This is a genomic window from Shewanella aestuarii (assembly GCF_014647215.1).
Classification (GTDB): domain Bacteria; phylum Pseudomonadota; class Gammaproteobacteria; order Enterobacterales; family Shewanellaceae; genus Shewanella; species Shewanella aestuarii.
Map to the genome: position 1 here is coordinate 206,970 of NZ_BMOT01000006.1, position 23,322 is coordinate 230,291.

A 23,322-nucleotide genomic window follows, 5' to 3' on the forward strand; every position below is an offset into this window, starting at 1 on the left:
CCGAAAATTGACGATATTCGTCATAAATTTGTTGTCTGATATTGATATGGGGGGCGTTTAGATTTTTTCAAGCAACTTGTTGCGTTAAAATCTTAGCTTTTTATCCACCCAAATCTTTCTTACCAATGTATATAGGGGCAGGAATTTCATTTACAAGGGGCAAGCCTAAAAATTTATGCTGATTTACTTACATGGGTTACCGAGAATACATAACTAGATATGGTATGCCGTTTTTGTGTTTTTTGATTTCACCTGCTCAGTTGTTTTATTGCTGCTTTATTTAAGGCTCAAAGCTGCAGTAAACTCACGTAATCTGTGTGTGCGTTCGGTGGCGATGTGATTCATTATGCTCAAAAATAATCAGATAATGAAGGTAGCCGTGGCGTGTTCTCCCCTTTTAACATACTGCTAGTCATCTAAGTATTGGGCGTAACTCTCCTACTCTTGTTTATGCAAAAGTGATTTGCCTTTGTTGTCTACAAACTTATTTGCAGACAATAAAATCATCATGAAAAATTGAAAAAACAACCAACTCTCACTATAACTAATTAAATAAACTGATCTAATCAGTAATGGAGAGGTGAAGGCGATGGGATTGCCAAGATGGAACTTATCAAAAAAGGCTGAACGTTTATTTCGGATCACAGTGCTGACAATCGTCGGTGTGATTTTAATTTATGAAAAAATTTATGGTTCAAGCTCATCTCAATACGCCGCTATGTATTTGTGCGTATTTTCTTTAATCGGCACGTTATTATCAAACGCCGTTCAAAAACGTTATTTCAGCTCGGTTATGGAATATGCTCAGGTATTTAGAATCGTCTCATTACTAATGATGATTTGCTTTTTACTGATTTGGCTGTTCATCACCATTGAAAGTGGCCATCAAGGGATACCAGGAGACACTTCTCTCTAGGGATTATAAGGATAGAAGTAAAAGCGTGAATGCCCCAATCAACAAATGAGGCATTTTAAAAACATTAACCCCGTTGCTTGAACTCAACTTAGGTTAATAGACGAATAAACAAGATTTAACGCATTGGTATTTAATTGCTTACAGACAAATTTGAACTTTGCACTGATAACAAGGTGAATTGATGGGTCAATAGCAGGTCTATTGCAACAAATTCAACGCCGTTAGCGGTGCAAAGAGCAGTTTGATATGTATTTAATATCCCAAGCAGAGGTTACTTCAGCGATGGGACTTTGTTTTGCAATAATTGCTGCTGCATACTGCGCCAGCCATTAGATATGTTAGCAAGGTGTTCACGACGCTCAGGAAACTGATTAGCAAGATTACTCATTGTCATAATTTGCAATTCACATAAATCATTCCAACGCTTAGCATTTGATATCAACATAACATTATCCTTAATGAGATAAAAATCCATTTACAGCGCCCTAGTGCAGATGTAATAAAAATGTAGCACGCACTTTTGTTTTGCGCTAATGAGAAAAAATAAAGCTGGTAACTTTATCACATTTTTCACTAAAAAAAGATTGCACCAATGATAATCAAGCGTATCTTAACTATAAGAATAACAAAGCTTAAAAGGTAGCCACTATGACAGAAACTGTATTCAAAATTTTATTTATCGCGGTGTTATTTTTTTTGGCTTACAAGCTGATCTTTTCAGGTAAACGTGGGTTAACTCTATTTGAAATGCATTTCAAACAGGGACGTTTAAATAAGCATAAAGGTAAAATTCCGGAAAAATTTGAGAGAGAATGTCGCGCCTTTGCCAAAGAGCATAAACTGACATGTACTGTTCGCGCAGAAAAAGATAACCAAGTTAGGTTGCACGTTTCTGCTAATGTCGGTGACAACTTAATCCAGCAAATCAGAAATATATTTCCATTTGAATATTATGATAAAAAGCACACCGACAACTCGAAGCTTAAAGGATAACTTCCCTAAGCTTACAGCAGACCATTTTTATTGTTTAAATTCATAAGTTTAACCTGGATTTGGTACAGGTATCAATTTCAGGTTACTTTTTTTGTATCACTAAGGTCACTTCAGCGACTTTAATTCCAAACTTATTGATATCACTTTTATTAATAATGGTTTTGTTATCAACTAAAAACATCCAATCGTCAAATTCAACCTCATACTCTGTGCCATCAACCAGCAATTTCATATCATAGCGCCAACGCAGGGCACTACCATTTGCTTGGCCTTCGGCTACGCCTAAAATATCATCTGCACGCCCTTCAAACTTACCATTACCTAAATCAGTTAAGTACCAAATACGAGTTTGCTTTTCACCGTCGTCATAAATAAACCATTCTTTTAACTCACCTTTATTACCTTGCCAACTAGCATCCATGGTAACGGTAAACTTTCGAGTGACCTTGCCTGAATAATCTTGCACTATGCCTGCAGCAGTCAGTTCACCATCAAAAAACGAGGCTAGATTCAACGACGGTGATGTATTCGTGTAATCATCAATCGATGCTGAAGAACAAGAAAATAAGCTTATACAAGCCGCAATAAGCGCCAATTTTTTAAGCCACTGAACGCGATATGCAGTCAAAATTGAATATCTATTGATGGCCGAGGAAAGTTGTTTTAATACCATGTTCATTATTATTTCGCTCCAATTAACTGTTGACGTAATTTAGGATGAGTGGTTTTTTCTGACAACCAGATCCCGATAAAAGCGTCACTAAAGCGCTGGTCTGCTAGTTGATAAAAGGGTTTATCATTAAACAAAAACTCGGCTTGTTGCTCATTATGAATAATAAAACTTAAACGATCATTTTGTTTCACATCAGGCCAAGCTGACATCAAGTGCGATTTAATGGTATTAATTTCAGCTGCAGAAATACCATTTTCCTGCCATTGCTCAATGGTGGCATCAATGAGCTCTTGTGCTGAAATATCGCGGTGATACTCAATATCAAGCATCAATGGAAAACGTCTTGGTTGATAAATACCATCAACTGAGTATAACTTTGCCAGATAAACATCAAACCACAATACGTTCATATCAGCTTCGCCAACTTTGATAAGTTTTGATGGCATACTATTCGTTTTTGATAAATCTATCGGCTGTGGATTTACAGGCGCTTGCAGCCGTTCAGATTGCTGCTGGTTAAATTGTTCAGGGTTTGGCTGTTCAGTATTCGCAGCATCATTGTTTGCTGATGCCAACAGAGGCACAACAGACAAGGTGAGTAATAATGTGTGTGCTAAAAGCCATCTAGTATGAATTTGCATCTCATTGCCCCGTAAACTGAAGGAGGATTATGTCGCTGTCAGGATTACTTAAATCGGGCAGCTATAGTCATAGATACGGGAAACAACGCGCTCCAGATCACTGCAAGTATGATGGCCGAATAAATAGTGCCAAACGGAAGCACCACAGCGCCAAAATTCGCTCCGGCCAGATAACTTAAACTCCCTGACACTCCGCCTAATATCAGTTGCAAAGGTAAGCGTAACTTGTGTGCAAAAGCCAGACTAGAGTTTAAAGTCAGTGCAAAAAAGCACCACAACAATCCAAGCCACCAGGGAGCAGTCGCAAACTCAAAAACACCAAAATGAATAAGGCTGATGTCGACAACAATGCCTAATGTACTTACGCCTAACAGTACTAATAAATCACTTTTTTTGTTTTTTGAGAGCGCAAAATGAAATAATACTAAGAGTACCGATATGGCAATAAATTGGTTTTGATACAACACCCCAAGCCACCAAATACATTGGAAACTTAGGGCGTTAAACACTAAAGATAATGTCGATGGGGATGAGTCAGACTTCATCTTTAATCCTTCATATGAGCCATGGTGAGTCATATTGCTGGTTAGCATCGATAGCTTGGTCTTACCGCTGTTAAATGAACAGTGCTGGTTGTACGCTCTAAAAAACCACCTTCACAGTAGCTTAAATAAAACTTCCACATCCTGATAAAATCATCGCCATAACCTAACTCAGTGATAGTTTCTTTGGCGTGATCAAAATTATCATGCCAGTGCTTCAAAGTACGTGCGTAGTCTAGGCCAATATCATCAATCGACCATATCACCATATCGGTTTTGTTAGCGATATGACGTGACATCTCACTAATCGAGGGTAAGCAACCACCCGGAAAGATATAACGCTGAATGAAGTCGACACTTTTGCGATAACTATTGTAACGTTGATCGGCAATAGTAATCGCTTGAATAAGCAGCTTACCTTCTGGCTTTAGTAAGTGCTGAAGTTTTTCAAAAAATCCAGGGAGATATTCATGCCCAACGGCTTCAATCATTTCAATCGATACAACACGATCATATTCGCCTGTGAGTTCTCGGTAATCTTGCTTTAATAAGGTCACTTTATCCGCTAAACCTTCGCTGTTAACTCGCGCAACGGCATAGTCATACTGAGCATCTGAAATCGTAGTCGTGGTCACAGTAACGCCGTAATGCTTGGCAGCATAAATGGCTAACGCGCCCCAACCTGTGCCCACCTCTAAAAGGGTTTGTCCTGGTTGTAAATCTAAACGCTGACAAATGGTATCTAATTTGTGTAATTGCGCTTCAGCAAGACAAGCATCATCAGTTGGATAAATCGCACTCGAATACATCATTTCGGGGTCTAGGAATGTTTGGTACATGTCATTGCCCAAATCATAATGTGCCAAAATGTTTCTTTTCGAACCTGACTGGGAGTTTCGATTAAACACGTGTTTAATCCGATTAATACCATTACTCAACCAAGAGAAATAGCGTTCAATATTATCTAACAGCGCTAAGTTACGAGCAAAAACTTGCACAACTTTAGTCAGATCAGGGCTACACCAATGCCCTTGAATGTAAGCTTCACCTGCGCCAATCGACCCACCAAATACGACCTGACGATAAAAGCTTGGGTGCTGAACTTGCATGGTGGCATGCAACGGACTGTTATGATCACCAAACACATGGGATTGAGTGCCATCAACTATCGTCAATTGCCCCTGAGCCAGATGCGCTAAAGCACGCAGTAAAATCTTTTTAGCCAAGCTGTCAGATAACGAGGCTTGAGCAATACTGCTTTGGGTTGCGATGTTGTCCATATCTGGGCTCCATTTAAATACAAGGTACTTTTTAATTATATTGACGACCAATACGCGCATGAAAGAATTTTGGATTCATTTTTGATGCTAAATCAGTGTTTAAGTTGGCAGCTTCACTTTTGGTTTACCGACAAAAGGGATCCGCTTAACAAATAGCTTCATGGCCTGCCAATAAATGCCCATGACTATTTTTGCGGTCATTAAAGGATAGGCCAATACAAAACGCTGAATATTTTTAGGCGTAAAAGGTAAGCGTTTTAGAGTGATAGTGGCATCAAATAATTTAGCATTTTGATCATTACGGTTCTCGATAGTCACTTTTAAATGCTTCTGTGGCGGCACAATGCGCCATAAATAGTGCATATCTAAGGTCATGAACGGAGACACATGGAATACTTTATCGGTATGTGTGGTGTTCGCTAAATCAACCAAATAGCAATGGCGTTCGTTCCAAGGGGTATTGCTTACTTCAGCTAACATGTATAACGGGGTTTCGTCTTGATAACAAAAAAAGAAGTTAACTGGACTAAAATAAAATCCGAAGTGACGAATTTGGCCGCAAAACACCACTCGGTTGCAGGCGTTTTTGGCGCCCAAATGCTTGATGGTGGTCAGCGCTCGCAATTTTAAGGCTTCTACCGAACGCAGATGTTTTGATTTGAATTGCAACGCAAAATCTTCACCAAATTGCTTATCTATGCAGTTGAGATAATCTTCGGCTTTAAAGGTTAATAATGCTCTGTTTTCGTCAAATAATTTAGATGAACTGAGTAACAGCGGCAGTTCATCTAAATCTAATGCCATCATGGCAATATCGTAACCAAAACTGTGGCGCTTGGGTGTATATCTTCTATGGCTGACTTTGCCATAATAAATACCGCTATTTAAGCCCGTGGCTTGCGCCGAAAGCTCGGTCATAAACTTATCCCAAATTGATTGCACACATCGACAGCACTTCTAACCCCATCTTCATGAAACCCGTTATACCAATAAGCACCCGCAAAATAGGTGTGACGCTTTCCTGATATTAAAGTACGTTTTAACTGGGCCTGCATGCTGGCTTCATTAAACACAGGATGAGCATAATTGAATTTACGTAATATTTTGCTTTCATCGATTAAATCGGTTTGATTCAAGGTAACGCAAAATGTCGGTGCAGATTTGGGTAAGCGCTGCAAGATATTCATATTATAGGTCACGCTTGCAGGTCTATCGGCAATCGCGACATCGTCATCACCGTCTAAACGGTAATTCCAGCTTGCCCAAGCCGCACGTCGTTTAGGCAATAAACTAATATCCGTGTGCAACACGACTTCATTATTTTGATATTCCATAGCCGATAAAATTTGTTGCTCATCTTCGCTAGCATCGCTCAACATCGCTAGGGCTTGATCGCTATGGCAGGCTATAACAACATCATCAAAATGTTGCCACTCACCATTAGCAATTTGTACTTTTACCCCTTCATCGGCACGCACAATTGAGGTAACAGGGCTATTTAATAAAATATTATTTTTAAACGGTTCAATTAATGCAGGTATATAACTTCTCGAACCGCCTTTTAACACCGACCACTGAGGACGGTCACTGATATTCAGCAAACCATGGTGTTGAAAGAAACGGATGAAAAAGCGTAATGCAAACGCCCGCATATCGTTGATACTTGAAGACCAAATTGCCGCTCCCATAGGCAAAATGTAATGCTCACAGAAAAAGTCACTAAACTGATGCTTGTCTAGGTATTCGCCTAAGCTAATTTCGGGATAGTTATCAGATTCATAAATGGCTTTACAGCTGTTATTAAAACGCACTATCTCAGCTAGAAACCGATAAAAACTGGGACGGAATATATTGCGTTTCTGGGCAAATAAACTCCACAGTGTATGACCGTTATATTCAAGACCAGTAAGGGCATTGTGAACACTAAAGCTCATTTCTGTTGGCAGAGATTCTACAGCCAATTTTGCCATCAACTTTTCGAAACGAGGATAAGTTCTGTCGTTAAATACGATAAAGCCTGAATCTATCGCATAGCTTTTACCACCGACTTCAACATCCACTGTGGCAGTATGCCCGCCAATATAGTCATTCGCCTCGAATACAGTGACATGATACTTACTGCTCAGTAAATGCGCGCAGGTTAACCCAGAGACACCGGTTCCTACTACGGCAATTTTTTTCATTGTTGTTTTTCTCCACTATCCCATTCACGCTAATACGGGTTATACGTATTTTATTGCACATGGGATCGTTGTTATTTTGTCGATTTCTCAGCGAGCATGTTAATTAATAACTTTTCCGGCAACCAAGATAAACACTTCAATATAAAGGTGAACCTTTTGGGGAAATGGATCTCGAAATGACGTTTTTCCATACCAGCAAAAATTCGCTGTGCGGCTTGCTCGCTGCTCACTCGCATCGGCATGGCAAAATCATTTTTGTCTGTGAGCGGTGTTTTAACAAAACCCGGACAAATGACACTCACACCAATAGCTTGATTCGGTTTTGCAGCCAAATCCATACGTAAACTGCGGCCTAAATAAGAAATCGCAGCTTTAGATGCCCCATAAGCTTCCGCCCGAGGAAAAGGCAAATAAGTGGCGCTTGAACTCATTAGCCCCAGCTGCCCACCTTTTGCCATTAACGGCAAAAATGCCTCAATACAATAACCAATAGCAATTAAATTGGTGGTAATCACTCGACTGAATAGCGCCGCATCGAATTCGAAAACATTTTCGATGTATTCGCAGGTTCCTGCGTTCAGAATGACCTGCGTTAGCTGTAAATCGTGTTGCGATAAGTGTTGCTTTAAAGCAATGCTAGCGGCAGTCACTTGCTCAGCTGAAGTAATGTCAAATGTCAAAAAATGCTTCGTATTTAAACCATTGAGAATGGATTCATTTCTGCCACATGCAATGACATGAAAACCTTGGGAAGTGTAGTAATTGGCACAAGCTAACCCAATACCCGATGTTGCTCCGGTGATCAGTATGGCTTGTGATGATGCACTGTGCGAATTCATAACTTCAACCTATGCGCTTTTTAAGCATCTGGATTAACCCACCTAATAAAGGTACATGTTGGTAAAGCATCTGACCTGCATCGAAATAATCTCGATGAAAATAAATTTTGTCATTGAATTTAAGCAAGCTTGAACCATCAACGTGAATCACTTGGCCTTTATTTAATTTGGGATGTGAGTAGCTCATCACCCAATATAACGCAGCCTGGTGCTGACATTCACTCAGGACTATTTGATGAATATCAAATTCAATATGAGTAATATTCTGATATAAATTGGCAAAGTAATTCGTTAATGCCGCCATTCCATTGACCTGATGTAAAGGGTCTTGAAAATGCACATCTGCACTATAGATTTCTGTTAATCGTTGCAAATTGTCTTTATTCAGCTCTTGGTAAAGTTGCATAAATTGGCCAACAATTTCAGGCGTATTGTCATTAGGTAACGATAGTTCGGTTACATTTGACGTGTTTTGCATGCTCTGCTCTCTTGTATCGTTCGCATATTAACCATAAAACGCATTGCAAGTAATTACAATGCCTTATATGACAACAACATATATTATCTTTAACCAGATGATATATGAGTTATTTCACTTACAAAAAATACGGTAATAAGCAGAAAATAGATCAAAAAAAAGCGCTTAATATTTTAAGCGCTTTTTTATCATGCAAAATCTTAGGTTAATTGGCTTATCTGTTAATTTTCATAACCATGACGGGTGACTGGATCCCAGTGTTTATTAACTTCATCCTTAATGAACATGACTTTAGCAGCTTCTGCGGCACCTTTATCAAAACCAATAACAGTATGGGCTTTTTCTTTACTGCTGATATCAGGATAATCAACTTTTTCAACATCTAGCTGCTTTAAAACCATAGCGAGCAAAGTCCGTGACAAGGTGACTTGTTCAATCGCTTTGTCCAATAATGCATTACCTTCTTCTGGATTATGAGCGTATAAACCATGGGAAGCCATGGCAAAATCCCAGCGCCATTGACCATGGCGTATGCCCATTATGGAGTCATTCATTAGCGGCCATGTTGCTCCAGCATCCCAAGCCGCCTTCGCCTCAAAGTGTGCTTTCACCAATAAGTCTTCCACTTGGCGGGCTTTAGCATTAATTTGCTGCTTGTTTTTAGCTAATGTTTTGGTAATCGTCTGCTGACTAGAGTGACAAGCCTTACATGTACTATCAAAGTGCGCTAGCGCATTGCCAACTTTATGATCAGTAAACTCATTGCCTTTATCATCGGTTGCTGGCGGCATATGACAGGTTATACAGGTGACTCCTGTTTCAGCGTGTTTACTGCGGCTCCAATGCTCAAATTCCGGATGGCGCGCCTTTAACATCGGCGTTTTTGAAATAGGATGGATCCATTCATAAAAACGACGAGTGTCATAATACTTTTCAATATCATCGGCGGTACTGCCAAAAATCCATGGGATATTCACTTTATCACTGCGCTCAGGCTGAAAGTAATACGTCACATGGCATTGACCGCAGACTTGGGCACCTTTCATACTGGTATTTTGTTTATCAAAAGGCAGTTTTATTTTGGCCATTGCGTCCTGTGCATGGGGGCGAGGTAACGCCAATTTTGCGCTGCCGTCTTCATGGCAATCGCTGCAATACACCACAGATTTAATTTCAGTGCCTAAATTAGCAAAGTTGGCACCAGAAAATCCCTCTATGCCCATTTCGTTGATTAATCTTGGTGCATCAGGTGTTTTACAGGTCCAGCAACTGGCTGAAAGTCCTTTTTTGCCGGCGTCTACCGACACTCCTGTACGTAAGATATGAGTTACATCCGCTACGGCAAACTGATGCCCTCGAGGACTATTATACTCTTTAGCAAAAGATGAACCCGCCCATAAAATGATGTTAGCAGGGTATGCAGCCAACATGTCTTCTTTATCATTTTGCTCTGATGTGGCTAACCAAGTTTGATATTGGTTAGGGTATTTAGCCTGATTAGTGTCATCGACATTGGCCATCGCGGGCAAAGTAGATAGCGCCCCTAAGCCAGCAAAGATTGACACTAATATTGGGTGTTTACTTAATAACATAACTCACTCTTTTAAAATTTACCCAGGACGACCATCTATTCTAGGTTGCGTTAAAATAGGGGCGTAGTACCACACAAACATACCGAAGCTAAAAAACCAGCACGCCCCAGCCAACCATAACCAAGTGGAGGTATATTGCGGCGCGATTAAAGGCATAATCGCGCGTAATATTGCCGCTAACGGCAAGCAAGCAAAGGCTAATACCATGTTCGGGCCTTGGTAAATGTTACGACTTGTATGACCTAGTGATACCCGCGATATCATCGATAAACATAAGGATGCGATGCCACCAACAGCAAATAAATGCAGTAAAGTACGATATGCAAACTCATTGTTGATATTCCAGGCCATCGCAAGCAAGGTTACTGGTAAAGCCCAGTATGAAACATGTAAAGACCACAGCATGGGTTGTTTAAATGTTTTGTGTCCTTTCCAACGTAATACTCTAATCAGTTGCAATAGTCCGGCACTAAACAAAATACCTTGTTCAATTTCTCGGGGAAAAATATGAAATACTGACTGAACAAACAAAATACCCATAACGAATATTAACGTTAATTCAAGTGCTTGTATGGGATCTGGCTTTGAATGTTGTAACTTCATCGCAGTAAAAAAGGGAATAACTCGGCCACCAACTATGGTAATCACCATTGCTAACCACCAAATCATACCTTGCCATAGCTGAGTCGATAGCGAAAAATTTCGTTCATATAGGGCGTAATAACTGACTAAGTTAACCACTAACGCCAACATAATCATTATTGGAAAACCAATATTTCGCCACTGTTTTACTTTATAAATACAGCGCCATAGGGTTGCTGCTGTGATACCTAAAAATAAGGTATCAAATAATGCAGGTAACCAAATAGGAATATCAAAAGGCATTAATAACAGCAAACGAGCGGCTAACCAGCAGCTGAATGTTACGGCTAACAACCGCCCTTTCATTGTCGGTTGGTTGGTCCAAGTTTGCGCTGCGGTGAGTAAAAAACCGCTTACAATTGCCAATGCAAAACCAAATAACATTTCATGGGGATGCCACCATAACGGCAATACATTAGCCCAAAATTCACCATTAAATAGACTGTACTGCGGCGTAAACCAGCCCATCAACCAAAGTGGAATATATAAGGCTGCAACCACAGCTCCGCCCAAAAAGAACGGCCTAAAACCTAAACGCCATATAGCGGGTGTTTGTTCAATCTCACGGGGGTCATCAATGTTTAACATTTACCATCGCCTTAAACATGTATAAAAAATAAATCTTTAATGTAGTTTAAGCCCATCAAGACTTTTGTTCAATAGTTATAGCGCTGTGTGATCAGCAATTACATAAAAACTGTGATCTACACATTGTCTTGCACTTTTAGGATGTTGCCAGAAAATAGCATGTGAAAAGGTTAGTACTGCTTATCTTAACCTCAACTCAGGTTAAGATATGAATAAATGACGTTTAAAACATTAATATTCAATAGCTTAAATATAAAATGGACATTATCCACATAGTAAGGGGGATTTACGCGTCAATAGTGGGTCTGTTGCTAGTCAATTAAACACAGTTTGCACTGCAAAGAGCGGTTTGATATCAATTTATTATCCCTAACTGAGGTTATATTCACCTCTTATAAAGGCGATAAACCCCTTGATAAAACTACCCGCGCTTTAATGCCCCTAACACTTCAATTGCCCGCTTCCTAGCAAAGCTATGCTCAACGATGGGCGCGGGATAGTCAGCTTGCAGCTTAGCGCGTTCAGAAAATAAATCGGCCATCAAATTGCCCTGCTGTGCTTTAAGGTGTGGCTCGTGTATGTGTTTCAAACTCCAACCAGCCACTTCGGGCACAAACTGTTTTATAAAGCTTGCGTCGGGGTCGAATTTACTGCTTTGGGTCATAGGATTAAACACCCTAAAGTAAGGCTGGGCATCACACCCTGTGCCCGCTGACCATTGCCAGCCACCGTTGTTAGCCGCTAAATCGCCATCAATCAGTTGCTGTCTAAAATATTGCTCACCCCAGCGCCAATCTATCAGTAAATGTTTGGTTAAAAAACTCGCCACTACCATACGTAATCGATTATGCATCCAACCAGTTTGATTGAGCTGTCGCATTGCGGCGTCAACAATTGGATAGCCAGTCAGTCCCTGACACCAGGCTTGAAACTCATCATTGTCATTGCGCCATTGAATATACTGACCCAGCTCATTAAAGCTTTGAGATCTGGATAATTTGGGAAACGCCACCAGCAGATGACGGTAAAACTCTCGCCAAATTAGTTCGTTTAACCATGTTTTAGCCGGACTTGCCTCATTCACTAGCGCATCTGGATAGTGAAATAGAATGGCGGCAACACACTGACGCGCGCTTAATACACCAATAGCAAGATAAGGTGACAGCTTGCTGGTTCCTGCAATCGCAGGAAAGTCACGATATTGTTGATAATCAGTAATATCACTCTCAATAAACTGTTTCAGCAGCTTTCTGGCACAATCCTCGCCAGCCGCCCACTGCTCACTGCTCACGCGATGGGGATAAAACTCATCACATTTAAATTGGCATAGCACAGGCAAAGGTATCGGTTGCCTAAACGTAGCAATACCTAACGGCATAATAGATTGACTTGCCGCTATTTTTTTCCAGGCTTTTGAAAACGGCGTGAACACTTTATACATCTGCCCGGATAAATTATTAACGCTGCCAGCGGCTAACACGCAATCTTGCTCGATTAACCTTAGTGGTAAACCAGCACTGATAAGCTTTTGGTCGCGTTGCCGCTCATTGAACTCTGGCTCATTAGCAGCAAATATTTGGCCTATATGATGCTCAGCACAATACGCTTGCAGCCAAGGTAAAATATCACCAAAGCAGCTTAAATTAACCACGGTTAACTCAATACCAATGGCCGCTAAACTTTGATTTAATAGTCCAACATGCCTTTCGATAAAATCAATTTGAATAGCCGCAACGTCGTGTTGAGTCCATTGTTTAGGCGTAACAAAATAAATCGCTGTCACATTTGCATTATGCTCCAGCGCGTAATCACAGGCTTGGGTTAACGCCGGATGATCATGAATACGTAAATCTTGTCGAAACCACACGACACTATTGTTAGCTAATTGCATGCTGTGTTTTTTACCTTGTGATCCATCAATAGGCCCTAGTAGGCATAACGTAATTTAAGTGTTTCCGGATGTGGATTTAAGTACACTTGGTCTGCAATGTAAGGCACTTCAAACTCATTAAGGTAATGATTAATTAGCGTAATTGGCACTAGCAAAGGAAAAAGCCCTTGACGATATTTCATAATCGACTCGGCTAACTCTTCTTTTTGACGGGCACTCAAGTGTTTCTTAAAATAGCCCTGAATATGCTGCAAGGTACTGGTATGGTTTTTACGGGTCGCTTTGACTTTCAATGCACTCATAAAACCTTCAAAGTAACTGTCCGCTGTTGCAGCTAAGTCTTGAATATCCGCCAACAACGGCCCCAGTTCACGATACCATTTAGGGCTATGGGCCATTAACAAATACTTATAGCGAGAATGAAATTGGATCAGCTTGTGCTTGGTAAGGCCTGATGCGAGCATTTTTCGCCAATCGTCATAGGCATACACACGGGTAAAGAAGTTTTCACGGATCACCATATCATTTAGGCGACCTTCTTCCTCTACGGGCAAGTGAGGGTAAGCATCCATTAACGCTTTTGCAAAAACACCAACACCCGTTTTAGTGCTGTTATTGGTGCCAATTTTATATTCTAAAACACGCTCCATACCGCAAGTCGGTGACTTTGCGCAAAGCACATACCCACCAAGGTAACCAAGTTCAGTAACCTTCTGTTGGCTAAACTGAGACAATTTTTCTGTTACATCCAAGGTGCCATCCGCACTTTGAATTAACAGTACATCACCATCTCGGATCTGGCGGATACTTTTTCTCGGCGCGCCCATACCTATGGCCATTTCGGGGCAAATGCTGGTGTATTCAAAAAATGATTCAATTTCTGTGGCACAGTAGTAAGAATTCTTATGACCACCATCAAATCGAACCTCACTTCCAAGTAAACAACTGCTAATACCGATTTGAATTTTTTGTGGTACAAATGCTTGAGGTTCATTCATAAAAGCGCACTCCTGTGGCGGGTAAATTTTTTCATCAGTCTGCTCATATAACCTACTATACGAGAATCCTTTAAAACTAGTTCATTTGAAACAAAAAAACAGAACCTAAGTTCTGTTTTTTTGATTAATCATGTTGAAAGTTACTTTTGGGGTTGTCTATGGCCAAAGTGTTCTAACGACCACACCAATCCAATACCTAAAAATGCACAGGCTATAGCGGCAACAAGTTGGTGTGAGTCACCTGTGATGGTTTGAAAATCAAACGGGCTTAAGTTTTTCTCTAACAAAGGCACTTGTTGACCACTAGAGTTTTCACGCCAACTAACCACTTGTTTCCATGGCCAAATTTTACCTAACGTACCTAGCATCAAACCAATCAAAAACATTAACGTTGCATCGTGAAACTTACGCAATAAGGCCGACAATAAATGACTAAAACTCAGTAAACCCAATACACAGCCCGTTGCAAAACAAGCCAATAAAGCGATATCAAAACCTTTAACCGCCCCTAAAACCGCAGGATACAACCCCATCAACAGCAAAATAAAACTGCCTGAGATACCTGGTAAAATCATCGCGCAGATTGCAATTGAGCCAGCAAAGAAAAAGGTCAAATAGTTCGCTTCAATAGCGATAGGGTTTAACACAGTAATGCCCCAAGCAAATAATACACCTAGCGCAAATAACACCACCCGAGCCACAGTGAACTGACTGACCTGTTTAAGCATATGGATGACAGAATATAAAATCAGCCCAAAAAAGAATGACCACACAGGAATAGGATGAGTCACAATTAACCATGAGATTAATTTAGCAAAGGCAAAAATACTGGTTAAAATACCGCCAAACACACACACAAGGAAAGGACCGTTAATGTGTAAAAAAGCGGCTTTAACACCTTGCTGACGCACAATACCAAATAAACTCGGGTTAATCTTACGGATCCCATCTAATAAAGGGTCTAATAGTCCTGTGATAAAAGCAATGGTTCCGCCTGATACACCGGGAACAACATCAGCGGCTCCCATGGCCATACCTTTTAAATACGTTATAAATAACTTCAAAATTAACCCTAATCAGTAATTTGCACACGATAATCTAGCTGGCGATTATACCCACTTGCTGATAGGCAAACCACTGGCAGAGTGGTAACAATAATGCTAATCTCATCCGACCAGACAAATAATCACCAGTTATGGATTATGAATAACAACAAACCTAATAAAGTCATGGCGTTATACCACAAGGTTACTCGCTACCCTTTCGGCGATAAAATTTTCTCTAAAATGGTATCCCGTATGGCGCCATATTTCGGCACAATTCACCCTCACATCACTTCACTGAAAGAAAATCGCTGTGAATGCTTAATTAAAAAGCGCAAGATTGTTCAAAACCATATTGGCACAGTGCATGTTATTGCCATTTGTAACGGTCTTGAAATGGCGATGGGCACTATGGCTGAAGCTTCTATTCCTAAGCATCTTCGCTGGATCCCTAAAGGTATGTCAGTAGACTATACCGCTAAAGCTGCTAGCGATATTTTGTGTGTCGCAGAGGTAAAACCAGAAGAATGGCAAGTCGGTGATATGTTAGTCGACGTAAAAGCCTATGACACTAATGGTGTTGTGGTGGTTCAAGGCCATATCAAACTATGGATTTCTGAAAAACCACAAAAATAAATTTTGTTCAATTATGCTAGGGAAGCACAATGTTAAAAAATGGTCTAACAACAGGCGACAATCATTTAAGTAAAATCATTCCAGGGGTCATCTTTATCAGTTTGCTGACGGGTCTTTATGGCAGTTGGTATACGGTTGATCAAGGTGAGCGAGGTGTTTTACTGCGCAATGGTAAAATTATCGATACGGCTGAACCTGGCTTAGGTTTTAAAATTCCGTTAATCGATACGGTCGTAAAAATTTCGACTCAAACTCATACCGCCAGCTATCAAGCTCTGCAAGCTTATAGTCGCGATCAACAGCCTGCCACGCTTCGAGCGTCCGTCACATTTAGTGTGCCACCAGACAGGGTTGAAGAAGTTTATGCAAACTTCAAGGGCATTGATTCTATGGTGTCACGATTGTTAGACCGCCAGGTGCCGACTCAGGTTGAGAATATCTTCGGTAAATACACTGCCATTTCTGCGGTGCAAGAAAGGGTTAAGTTTGGTATTGATGTCACAGATGCCATTACAAAATCGATAAAAGGGCCGGTGACGATTAGCTCAGTGCAAATCGAAAACATTGATTTTAGTAATGCCTATGAAAAATCAGTAGAAGACAGAATGCGCGCCGAAGTTGAAGTGCAAACCCAGTTACAAAATCTTGAAAAAGAACGCGTCAGTGCGCAAATTGCTGTGACTCAGGCACAAGCTGAGGCTGACTCACAATTGGCTAGGGCGATTGCTGAAGCTGAAAGTATTCGAATTAAAGGCGATGCTGAAGCGTCGGCAATTAAAATCCGTGCAGAAGCCTTAGCCCAAAATCAGAATTTAGTTGAACTGACGAAAGCCGAACGCTGGGATGGAAAGTTGCCAACCACCATGTTGCCAACAGGGACAATTCCATTTTTAGAAGTGCAAAAAAATAAGTAGCAAATCGCGTATTTGGTTACCAATAACCATAGTCAAAAGATTTACTTTGCCTTTCAAAGCAATTTTTTAGGCAAAGTAAATCTTATTGATGACGTGATTAACATCAATGATAAAAAGGAATTCAATCATTAATCGTTATCCCCTTTCCAACGAGCCCAAACCACCTGAAAATCAGGTATGCATTGCCACGCCCACAATAACAACACCCCCTGAAAGATTAGCTAACTTAGATGCTATTCGAGGTTTTGCTTTACTGGGTATTTTGTTTTTAAATATTTATTTTATGGCGAATAATTTTTACGGTTATGCCCCACATCAGCCAGAGATTTTATCCGATATAATCATCGAAATACTGAGTAACTTTATATTTGAAGGACGCTTTATCAGTTTGTTTTCAATGCTGTTCGGTGCAGGTTTATGGCTCCAATTTGGTAAAGCTGGCATAGATAAACATGCGCAACACACCATCAATAGACGATTGCATTGGCTTATCGTGTTTGGACTGGTTCATGGGGTGTTTATTTTCTCTGGCGACATCTTACTGACCTACGGTTTATGCGGATTACTGGCTTATCGATATTGCGCGTTAGCACCTAAAGCCTTGTTAGCCAAGTCGGCAAAATTTATCTTGCTCGCAATGGTTGTGATGGCATTAATATCAATAACCATTGAGGATGACCCCTTTTATCGTGGCTCAGCCTATTATTTACAACAGTTAGATATCTGGACCGGCAGTTACACCACACAAGTGATGATGCAAGGCATGATGGTGGGTTACATGCTTGTGATCATCCCCATTAGTATTTTATGGTACGGCGCAGGGTTAATGCTTATTGGCATATACCTGATGAAACAAGGTTATTTTAAGCGCGGTTTTAGCGCAAAACAGCTAGCAACATTTACCATAACAGGGATAATATTTGCGGTATTAGACAGTGTATTAAGCCAGTCTAGCTCGGCGGTGATAAAAGAAATATCGGCTATTTTTATGATGCTTGGCGCCATACCCACCGCACTGATTTATTGGCATATTATTGTTAAACTCTGTCAAAACAACCCGCTAAAATTAACTTTATTGCAAAACCTAGGGCGAGTTTCCTTAAGCTTTTATATTCTACAGTCTATTTTAGGTGTGCTGTTATTGCGACATTGGATGCCACAATGGCAAATATCATTTGATCGTATCGATTACATGCTACTGGTTATAGTGCTAAGCGTGTTACAACTAGGTCTGGCTGCAATATATGTGCGCTTTTTTAACCAAGGCCCCTTGGAATACTTAATGCGAGTGCTGTCTAAGCGCATAAATAGCTAAAAGACTTGATGTTTCAATCCAGCAATCACTTAATCAGTTGGCTCAAGGAGTATTTGTTGCAAACAACAATCGGTAAAATTTACAGCCAATACCTCCATTTATTGGGGATATTGTTTATCCTAATTAGCCTTTCAGCTTGTATCAGCTGGGTTACGCCGTCTGTCACACCAGAACTGACTCAACTTCAAGCCGGTGAATTTACCTTAGACCCTAACCATGCGGCATTAATTTTTAAAGTGTCACATTTAGGCTTATCCACCTATGTAGGTCGTTTCAATCAATTTGATGCTCAACTGCGTTTTGACCCCAATAACATGCAGGCAGCATCACTTGAAGCCAGCGTGCAAATCAGTTCAATCGACGTCAACAATGACAAACTGGCAACCACCCTGCAAAACAGCACTTGGTTTGATAGTAAAACGTTTCCCCAAGCGCTGTTTAAAAGCCAAAAAGTCACCCCGATTAACGCTGACGGTACTGATAATCAATTTGCCTTTGAAGGTTTGCTAACCTTGCATGGCGTGACTAAACCAGTGACTTTTAGCGCGACTTTTCATGGCGCTGCCGACAACTGGATGACAGGAAAATACACTTTAGGGTTTAGCGCGGTAGGCACCATTAAACGGTCTGATTTTGATATGAGCAGTTACATCCCAATTGTGGGCGATGACATAACCTTAGAGATTTACGCGGAGTTCTTAAAACAATGATGATATTTGCGTTATTCATGCTGGTTATCTGGCTGGTATTTTTGCTTATTGGTTATGGGTTTTATGCACTTTCACCTTGGATTATTGGCATATTTATTGGCATTAACCTGTTGAGTTTCATAATAACTTGGTATGACAAGCGTATTGCAACTCAAAACCAAATATCACCCCATACTCAACGCAATCGTGTCAGTGAAAAAACCTTATGCGTTTACGCCTTAATCGGCGGCTGGCCAGCGGCGATTATTGCCCAGCAATACTTTCGCCATAAAACCCAGAAAAAATCCTTTAAATATCAATTTTGGTTATCGATATTTATCAATATTCTTCTCACTGTTGGGAGCAGTTATTTATATCTACTGTATACCCTTTAAGTCTTTAAATCAGTTCACTATGGGTGACTGTTGCCATTGCATAAACTAGGGTAAACTGACGCGTCATTTTAACCCATATTAACAAAGAGAATTTTTCATGCGCATGCTCATTGCTGTTTCTGTCATTGCTTTAATTATTTTTTATTTTTTTAGTCAAATGAATAACCAAAAAGCCGCCAAAGAAAACATTGCTAAAGGCAGTGCTTTTTTAGCTGAAAACGTCAAGCGTGATGGGATAATTCAAACCTTGTCTGGCTTACAGTATGAAGTGCTCACGAAAAGTGACAACACCGAGCACCCAACCGCCAAAAGTAATGTCACTGTGCATTACCACGGTACTTTGATAGATGGTACGGTTTTCGACAGTTCAGTCGAACGCGGTCAAACCATCGCGTTTCCGCTTAATCAAGTGATTAAAGGTTGGACAGAAGGTGTGCAGTTAATGACAGTTGGCGATAAATTCCGTTTTTACATTCCAAGCCAACTTGCCTATGGCAACCGTTCAACGGGTAAAATTGTCGGCGGGTCTGTGTTGATTTTTGATGTCGAGTTATTTGAAATTAACTAACCTCAACTCGGGTTAATAGGTGAACCAAAAGCCATTAGATCCTATTAAATCTTCATAAGATTGACTTCAAGTGCAAATGAGCCAGCGAGACTCTGGCTTTTGGTTTTAAAATCAGCATCCATGTGGGCTTAACCAAAACCAATAACATCCTTGTTAAATAGCCAGTTCGGCATCCATGCCTCTCGCTCAAAAAAGGTTTCACTGAGTGAAACTTCGCCCTGTTTTGGATACTCGCTGGCTCATCTGCACCTGACTTTTTTGTGTCTTCGAGTTAGCTTCATTGATAGCTGTTGCAAAAGCTAAATCAGAACAGGAGTTAACTCGTTATTGGACAGTATTTGGTAGGAAGGTGACTTCAAGTGCAAATGATCCCGCGAGACGCCGCAAGCACATCCATGTGGGCTTAACCAAAACATCCATGTTTTGGATACTCGCAGGCTCATCAGCACCTGAATTTTTGTCTCTTCGATTAAGCTTCATTGATGACTGTAGCAAAAGCTAAATCAGATCAGATCAGATGTTAACTCACTTTTGGACAGAAGTGAGTTAGAAATTTAGGTCTAGTTAAGAGGGTATGGATTAGTAGATGTATGGCCAAAGGCCAGACATGACCCTGTTGACTCCTATAATGCAGTACGGTGTTTCAATAAGTACAGTGAAGACCTGCAATCTAGAGCGAATCATACTGAATTATGTATGCTTTTTATGTGTACCTGTGCATTATTTAATTCACTTACTCCAAGCTAGCCTACTACTGAGCGACTTGGCATATATCTTTAAAAGCATTAATCAGCTCTACTTCGTCTAGAAAGTGGCCTTGTGCAAATTCCCTCATCAGTTGCGTGATTCTGGAAGCATAACGCTCTGATTGTTTGTGGTGATAACGAGATCTCGCATATTTCCTGATTAAATAAACACAAAATAGCGCAAGTCTATGTTCTGCTGTTTTCCAATCTAGTTCTTGAATAGCTATTTGGCAGCAATGGTAAAATACGTGATTTGTGTATCTGAGGTTTGTTCCATTCGATACAAAACTACGTCCAAATAAGTGTCCCCCCTCAAACTCTCGAGCGATAACTATTCCAGCAATATCAGTAATAAACTTTAGTGTTTGATTAGATTCTCGAATATGATTGAAACGGTGAAGGGTGTTTGGACGCTCAAGGTTAGCGATCAAAAGAAAGATAATCTTGGCACATTAACACAGTGGAGCATTCAGTTTGATTAAGTTAAGAATGTTAGAGGCGTTGTGTTCGCTATTATTCAGCGCTGCACTGTTTTACAGTACAGCGCCGGGGGGTGGAGGTGCCTCTTTTTTCCCTATATTGCTGGATTTGGAGCCGCTTTACATATGCTTTGCTATCTGGCTGATTTTATCCGGGCTTGTCGCTTGGTATTTTGAGCCTGCTAAATGGCCGAATATGTTGATTTTTGGGACCATAGGCATGTTAGCTGTTGTCGTGTTATATCCTGTTGAAAAAAGAATCTATCAGCCCCCAAGCAAGATAGTTGCCGCCGCGACACAGTATTTGGATGACAACAATGTCTTATATAGCGATTTCAGGGCAGTTCGACGGAAAAGAAGCTGGTTTGATCCATTTAGACCTCATTATTGGACTTTTTATGTTCACGCCGATAGAGTACCCAGTGAAGTAGAAACTGATGTTTCCTGGGATCTAGAAAAGTATGGGCGGTTTGAGGTGTCTGTTAGAGAATCATTTTGCGGAACTCTGGATATTAAAAGTGGAACATGGGGATTTGTAAGATGGGAATAAAGTCTCATACTAATCGCTACTCCCAAGCCTGAATCACGCTGGAACTGAGTATTAAAAGTATCATACTGACAGTTTACACACTGGAAGTTCACCGCGTTGATACGTTTCTGGACAGAAATGAGTTAGGTGCTTTGCTTGATTAGCGCTTTAAGGATTACTTTATATATGGCAAAACTTCTAAACTAGTGGCCAAATTCACTCATCCTCAACACTCTTTGGCATCCCTGCCACCGTGACATTTATGAATCCATTTACTTCAGATACCTATCGGAAGCGTTAGACAATTTTGTATTAGGTGACAATGGCCGAAGCGGACAGCAAATGAGGTTTACAGCTGGATCGTTCCCCGATCGAAAATGATGCGCTTTCAGCATTTTCGTCTGGGGCCTGAGGGTTTCAAAGGGCTTATTTTGTAAAAAAAGCGTGCGTTTTGCCCCTTTGGTCTGATGTGCGTGATGCCACGACGCTGTTTTTCAAAAATAGAAAATATGGACACACATCTACCGCTGCTGTACCTATAGAATGTTGCTATTGAACTCAACCCAACTAACCTTATCCGCAAATAAATTATAATGTGCAAAATAATGGTTTATAAAAATACTATAACCAACACCTCTCATCATAGTGAGCTAAGATAGTTTATCTTTAAGCATTTTATTTTTGTTATGTTGAAATAAATATCAGCTTTTACCTTTCTTTACCCAATACCAAGTAAACGAATCAATAGGATTACTATGCAAGCTTACACACTTTCAATGCTGATCAAAGCAAGTCTGTTTACAGCCATTCCAATGCTTATATTACCCGCCGCAGCCACAGAAAAAACCATCTCTGAATTAGTGGATGCGGTTAATGGCACGCCTGATAGCATCAGCCGCGATGCGGGTAAAAAAGTGAAGTTACGCAATCATGCCAACGGTTTTTGTACTTCAGGCGTGTTTAAGCCCAATCCCCAAGTCACAGAGACATTGGCAATCCCGTTTTTCACCCAAAGCAATATTGATGTCCTTGCCCGTTTTTCATTAGGTGGCACCAATCCACAATCATCAGATAAAACCGCTGGGCGCTTTATGTCGCTTAAGCTAAATGGTGATACTGAAAGTTTGCATTTTGTTACCTCAAATGCCGAGGTGTTTTTTGCCAGTAATCTTGATGATTTTTTTACGTTTCAAACCAAAGTAAAACAAGGTAATGAAGGCAAACAATGGCTGATTGACAATAAACCAGATGCTAAAGCTTTTTTTGAATATATTAAAAAGCTCCCGCCAACAAGCAGTTATGCAGACAACCGCTACTTTGGTGTCAATAGCTTTATGTTCACCTCAAATAATGGCGAGACCGTTGCGGGCAGATGGATTTTTGAGCCCGTAAATGGCGTGATAGCCGCATCAGCAGCAGAGTTTGCTCAAAAGCCGGATCATTTTTTACAACAAGAATTGACTGATCGAATCGCCACTGCACCAGCCACCTGGGATCTATATGTTCAACTTGCTGATAAAGACGATAAAGTAAATGATCCAACCATTGTTTGGCCAGCCTCTCGACAACGTCAATTAATCGGTCAGGTGATTATCAATGGTCAGCATGACGATGCCAAAGCGACTCTAGAGTGCGATAAAGGTATTTTTAATCCATTACAATTACCTAAAGGCATATCTGCATCGGCTGACCCAATATTAAATGCTCGCTCTGCAGCTTATATCGAATCCTTTATCAGACGTAACTAACATC

The 23,322-nt window shown here is 40.5% G+C and carries 25 protein-coding genes; 11 read left to right on the top strand and 14 right to left on the bottom strand.

Annotated elements, in window-relative coordinates:
• The first annotated feature begins 589 nt into the window (after positions 1-589).
• Positions 590-916 (top strand): hypothetical protein, encoded by a 327-nt coding sequence (locus IEY03_RS10850; RefSeq protein ID WP_188841473.1) that lies wholly within the window; start codon positions 590-592, stop codon positions 914-916.
• A 271-nt stretch (positions 917-1,187) separates the two neighbouring features.
• Here IEY03_RS10850 and IEY03_RS10855 read toward each other — a convergent pair whose 3' ends face one another.
• Positions 1,188-1,361, bottom strand: a complete 174-nt coding sequence (locus tag IEY03_RS10855; RefSeq protein WP_188841476.1) for a hypothetical protein — start codon at positions 1,359-1,361, stop codon at positions 1,188-1,190.
• Positions 1,362-1,564: 203 nt separating this feature from the next.
• On the opposite strand from IEY03_RS10855, the gene IEY03_RS10860 reads away from it, so the two are divergent.
• A complete protein-coding gene (locus tag IEY03_RS10860) occupies positions 1,565-1,909 on the top strand; it encodes a DUF3634 family protein (RefSeq protein ID WP_188841477.1) in 345 nt (114 codons plus the stop codon).
• Positions 1,910-1,991: 82 nt separating this feature from the next.
• Here the strand turns inward: IEY03_RS10860 and IEY03_RS10865 are convergent, their stop codons facing one another.
• From IEY03_RS10865 to IEY03_RS10925, 13 genes are all read right to left on the bottom strand, one after another.
• Positions 1,992-2,588 (bottom strand): DUF3833 domain-containing protein, encoded by a 597-nt coding sequence (locus IEY03_RS10865; protein ID WP_229778283.1) that lies wholly within the window; start codon positions 2,586-2,588, stop codon positions 1,992-1,994.
• 2 nt (positions 2,589-2,590) lie between these two features.
• Entirely contained in the window at positions 2,591-3,223 is a 633-nt protein-coding gene (locus IEY03_RS10870; protein WP_188841479.1) for a chalcone isomerase family protein, read from the bottom strand.
• A 44-nt stretch (positions 3,224-3,267) separates the two neighbouring features.
• Entirely contained in the window at positions 3,268-3,768 is a 501-nt protein-coding gene (locus tag IEY03_RS10875; protein WP_188841481.1) for a DUF2878 domain-containing protein, read from the bottom strand.
• Positions 3,769-3,809: 41 nt separating this feature from the next.
• The gene (locus tag IEY03_RS10880) at positions 3,810-5,045 is read right to left on the bottom strand and encodes an SAM-dependent methyltransferase (RefSeq protein WP_188841483.1); all 1,236 of its coding nucleotides are present in this window, start codon (positions 5,043-5,045) and stop codon (positions 3,810-3,812) included.
• Positions 5,046-5,144: 99 nt separating this feature from the next.
• Positions 5,145-5,963 (bottom strand): DUF1365 domain-containing protein, encoded by an 819-nt coding sequence (locus IEY03_RS10885; RefSeq protein ID WP_188841485.1) that lies wholly within the window; start codon positions 5,961-5,963, stop codon positions 5,145-5,147.
• Complete coding sequence (locus tag IEY03_RS10890; protein WP_188841487.1) at positions 5,960-7,228, bottom strand: NAD(P)/FAD-dependent oxidoreductase; 1,269 nt, start codon at positions 7,226-7,228, stop codon at positions 5,960-5,962. Before IEY03_RS10890 ends, IEY03_RS10885 begins: the two co-directional genes overlap by 4 nt.
• 71 nt (positions 7,229-7,299) lie before the next feature.
• The gene (locus IEY03_RS10895; protein WP_188841489.1) at positions 7,300-8,067 is read right to left on the bottom strand and encodes an SDR family NAD(P)-dependent oxidoreductase; all 768 of its coding nucleotides are present in this window, start codon (positions 8,065-8,067) and stop codon (positions 7,300-7,302) included.
• 4 nt (positions 8,068-8,071) lie between these two features.
• Positions 8,072-8,545 (bottom strand): nuclear transport factor 2 family protein, encoded by a 474-nt coding sequence (locus IEY03_RS10900; protein WP_188841491.1) that lies wholly within the window; start codon positions 8,543-8,545, stop codon positions 8,072-8,074.
• 221 nt (positions 8,546-8,766) lie between these two features.
• Positions 8,767-10,065 (bottom strand): ammonia-forming cytochrome c nitrite reductase subunit c552, encoded by a 1,299-nt coding sequence (locus IEY03_RS10905; RefSeq protein ID WP_229778287.1) that lies wholly within the window; start codon positions 10,063-10,065, stop codon positions 8,767-8,769.
• Between the two features lie 90 nt (positions 10,066-10,155).
• A complete protein-coding gene (locus IEY03_RS10910; RefSeq protein WP_188841496.1) occupies positions 10,156-11,367 on the bottom strand; it encodes an NnrS family protein in 1,212 nt (403 codons plus the stop codon).
• Between the two features lie 421 nt (positions 11,368-11,788).
• Positions 11,789-13,258, bottom strand: a complete 1,470-nt coding sequence (phrB, locus tag IEY03_RS10915) for a deoxyribodipyrimidine photo-lyase (protein WP_188841498.1) — start codon at positions 13,256-13,258, stop codon at positions 11,789-11,791.
• Between the two features lie 35 nt (positions 13,259-13,293).
• Positions 13,294-14,256 carry a YbgA family protein gene (locus tag IEY03_RS10920; protein ID WP_188841500.1) on the bottom strand — a complete coding sequence of 321 codons (963 nt, stop codon included), beginning with the start codon at positions 14,254-14,256 and terminating at the stop codon, positions 13,294-13,296.
• A gap of 140 nt (positions 14,257-14,396) precedes the next feature.
• On the bottom strand, positions 14,397-15,320 hold the full coding sequence (locus tag IEY03_RS10925) for a polyprenyl-phosphate transporter (protein WP_188841502.1): 924 nt from the start codon (positions 15,318-15,320) through the stop codon (positions 14,397-14,399).
• Between the two features lie 138 nt (positions 15,321-15,458).
• Between IEY03_RS10925 and IEY03_RS10930 the strand changes: the two genes are divergently transcribed.
• The 9 genes from IEY03_RS10930 to IEY03_RS10970 all read left to right on the top strand — a co-directional run bounded on the left by IEY03_RS10930 (position 15,459) and on the right by IEY03_RS10970 (position 23,318).
• Complete coding sequence (locus IEY03_RS10930; protein WP_188841504.1) at positions 15,459-15,935, top strand: hotdog fold domain-containing protein; 477 nt, start codon at positions 15,459-15,461, stop codon at positions 15,933-15,935.
• A gap of 29 nt (positions 15,936-15,964) precedes the next feature.
• Positions 15,965-16,849: a prohibitin family protein gene (locus tag IEY03_RS10935; RefSeq protein WP_188841506.1), complete on the top strand. Its 885-nt coding sequence runs from the start codon at positions 15,965-15,967 to the stop codon at positions 16,847-16,849.
• A 106-nt stretch (positions 16,850-16,955) separates the two neighbouring features.
• Positions 16,956-18,164: a DUF418 domain-containing protein gene (locus IEY03_RS10940; RefSeq protein ID WP_188841508.1), complete on the top strand. Its 1,209-nt coding sequence runs from the start codon at positions 16,956-16,958 to the stop codon at positions 18,162-18,164.
• A gap of 56 nt (positions 18,165-18,220) precedes the next feature.
• On the top strand, positions 18,221-18,874 hold the full coding sequence (locus tag IEY03_RS10945) for a YceI family protein (protein ID WP_229778285.1): 654 nt from the start codon (positions 18,221-18,223) through the stop codon (positions 18,872-18,874).
• Positions 18,871-19,248 (top strand): DUF1294 domain-containing protein, encoded by a 378-nt coding sequence (locus IEY03_RS10950; protein ID WP_188841513.1) that lies wholly within the window; start codon positions 18,871-18,873, stop codon positions 19,246-19,248. Before IEY03_RS10945 ends, IEY03_RS10950 begins: the two co-directional genes overlap by 4 nt.
• A 97-nt stretch (positions 19,249-19,345) precedes the next feature.
• Positions 19,346-19,816, top strand: a complete 471-nt coding sequence (gene bamJ, locus IEY03_RS10955) for a BamJ family beta-barrel-assembly machinery protein (RefSeq protein ID WP_188841514.1) — start codon at positions 19,346-19,348, stop codon at positions 19,814-19,816.
• 1,129 nt (positions 19,817-20,945) lie between these two features.
• Complete coding sequence (locus IEY03_RS17160) at positions 20,946-21,044, top strand: proprotein convertase P-domain-containing protein (RefSeq protein ID WP_101031468.1); 99 nt, start codon at positions 20,946-20,948, stop codon at positions 21,042-21,044.
• Entirely contained in the window at positions 21,037-21,591 is a 555-nt protein-coding gene (locus IEY03_RS10965) for a hypothetical protein (RefSeq protein ID WP_188841516.1), read from the top strand. Before IEY03_RS17160 ends, IEY03_RS10965 begins: the two co-directional genes overlap by 8 nt.
• A 734-nt stretch (positions 21,592-22,325) precedes the next feature.
• Positions 22,326-23,318: a catalase family peroxidase gene (locus IEY03_RS10970; protein ID WP_188841518.1), complete on the top strand. Its 993-nt coding sequence runs from the start codon at positions 22,326-22,328 to the stop codon at positions 23,316-23,318.
• Positions 23,319-23,322: the final 4 nt, after the last annotated feature.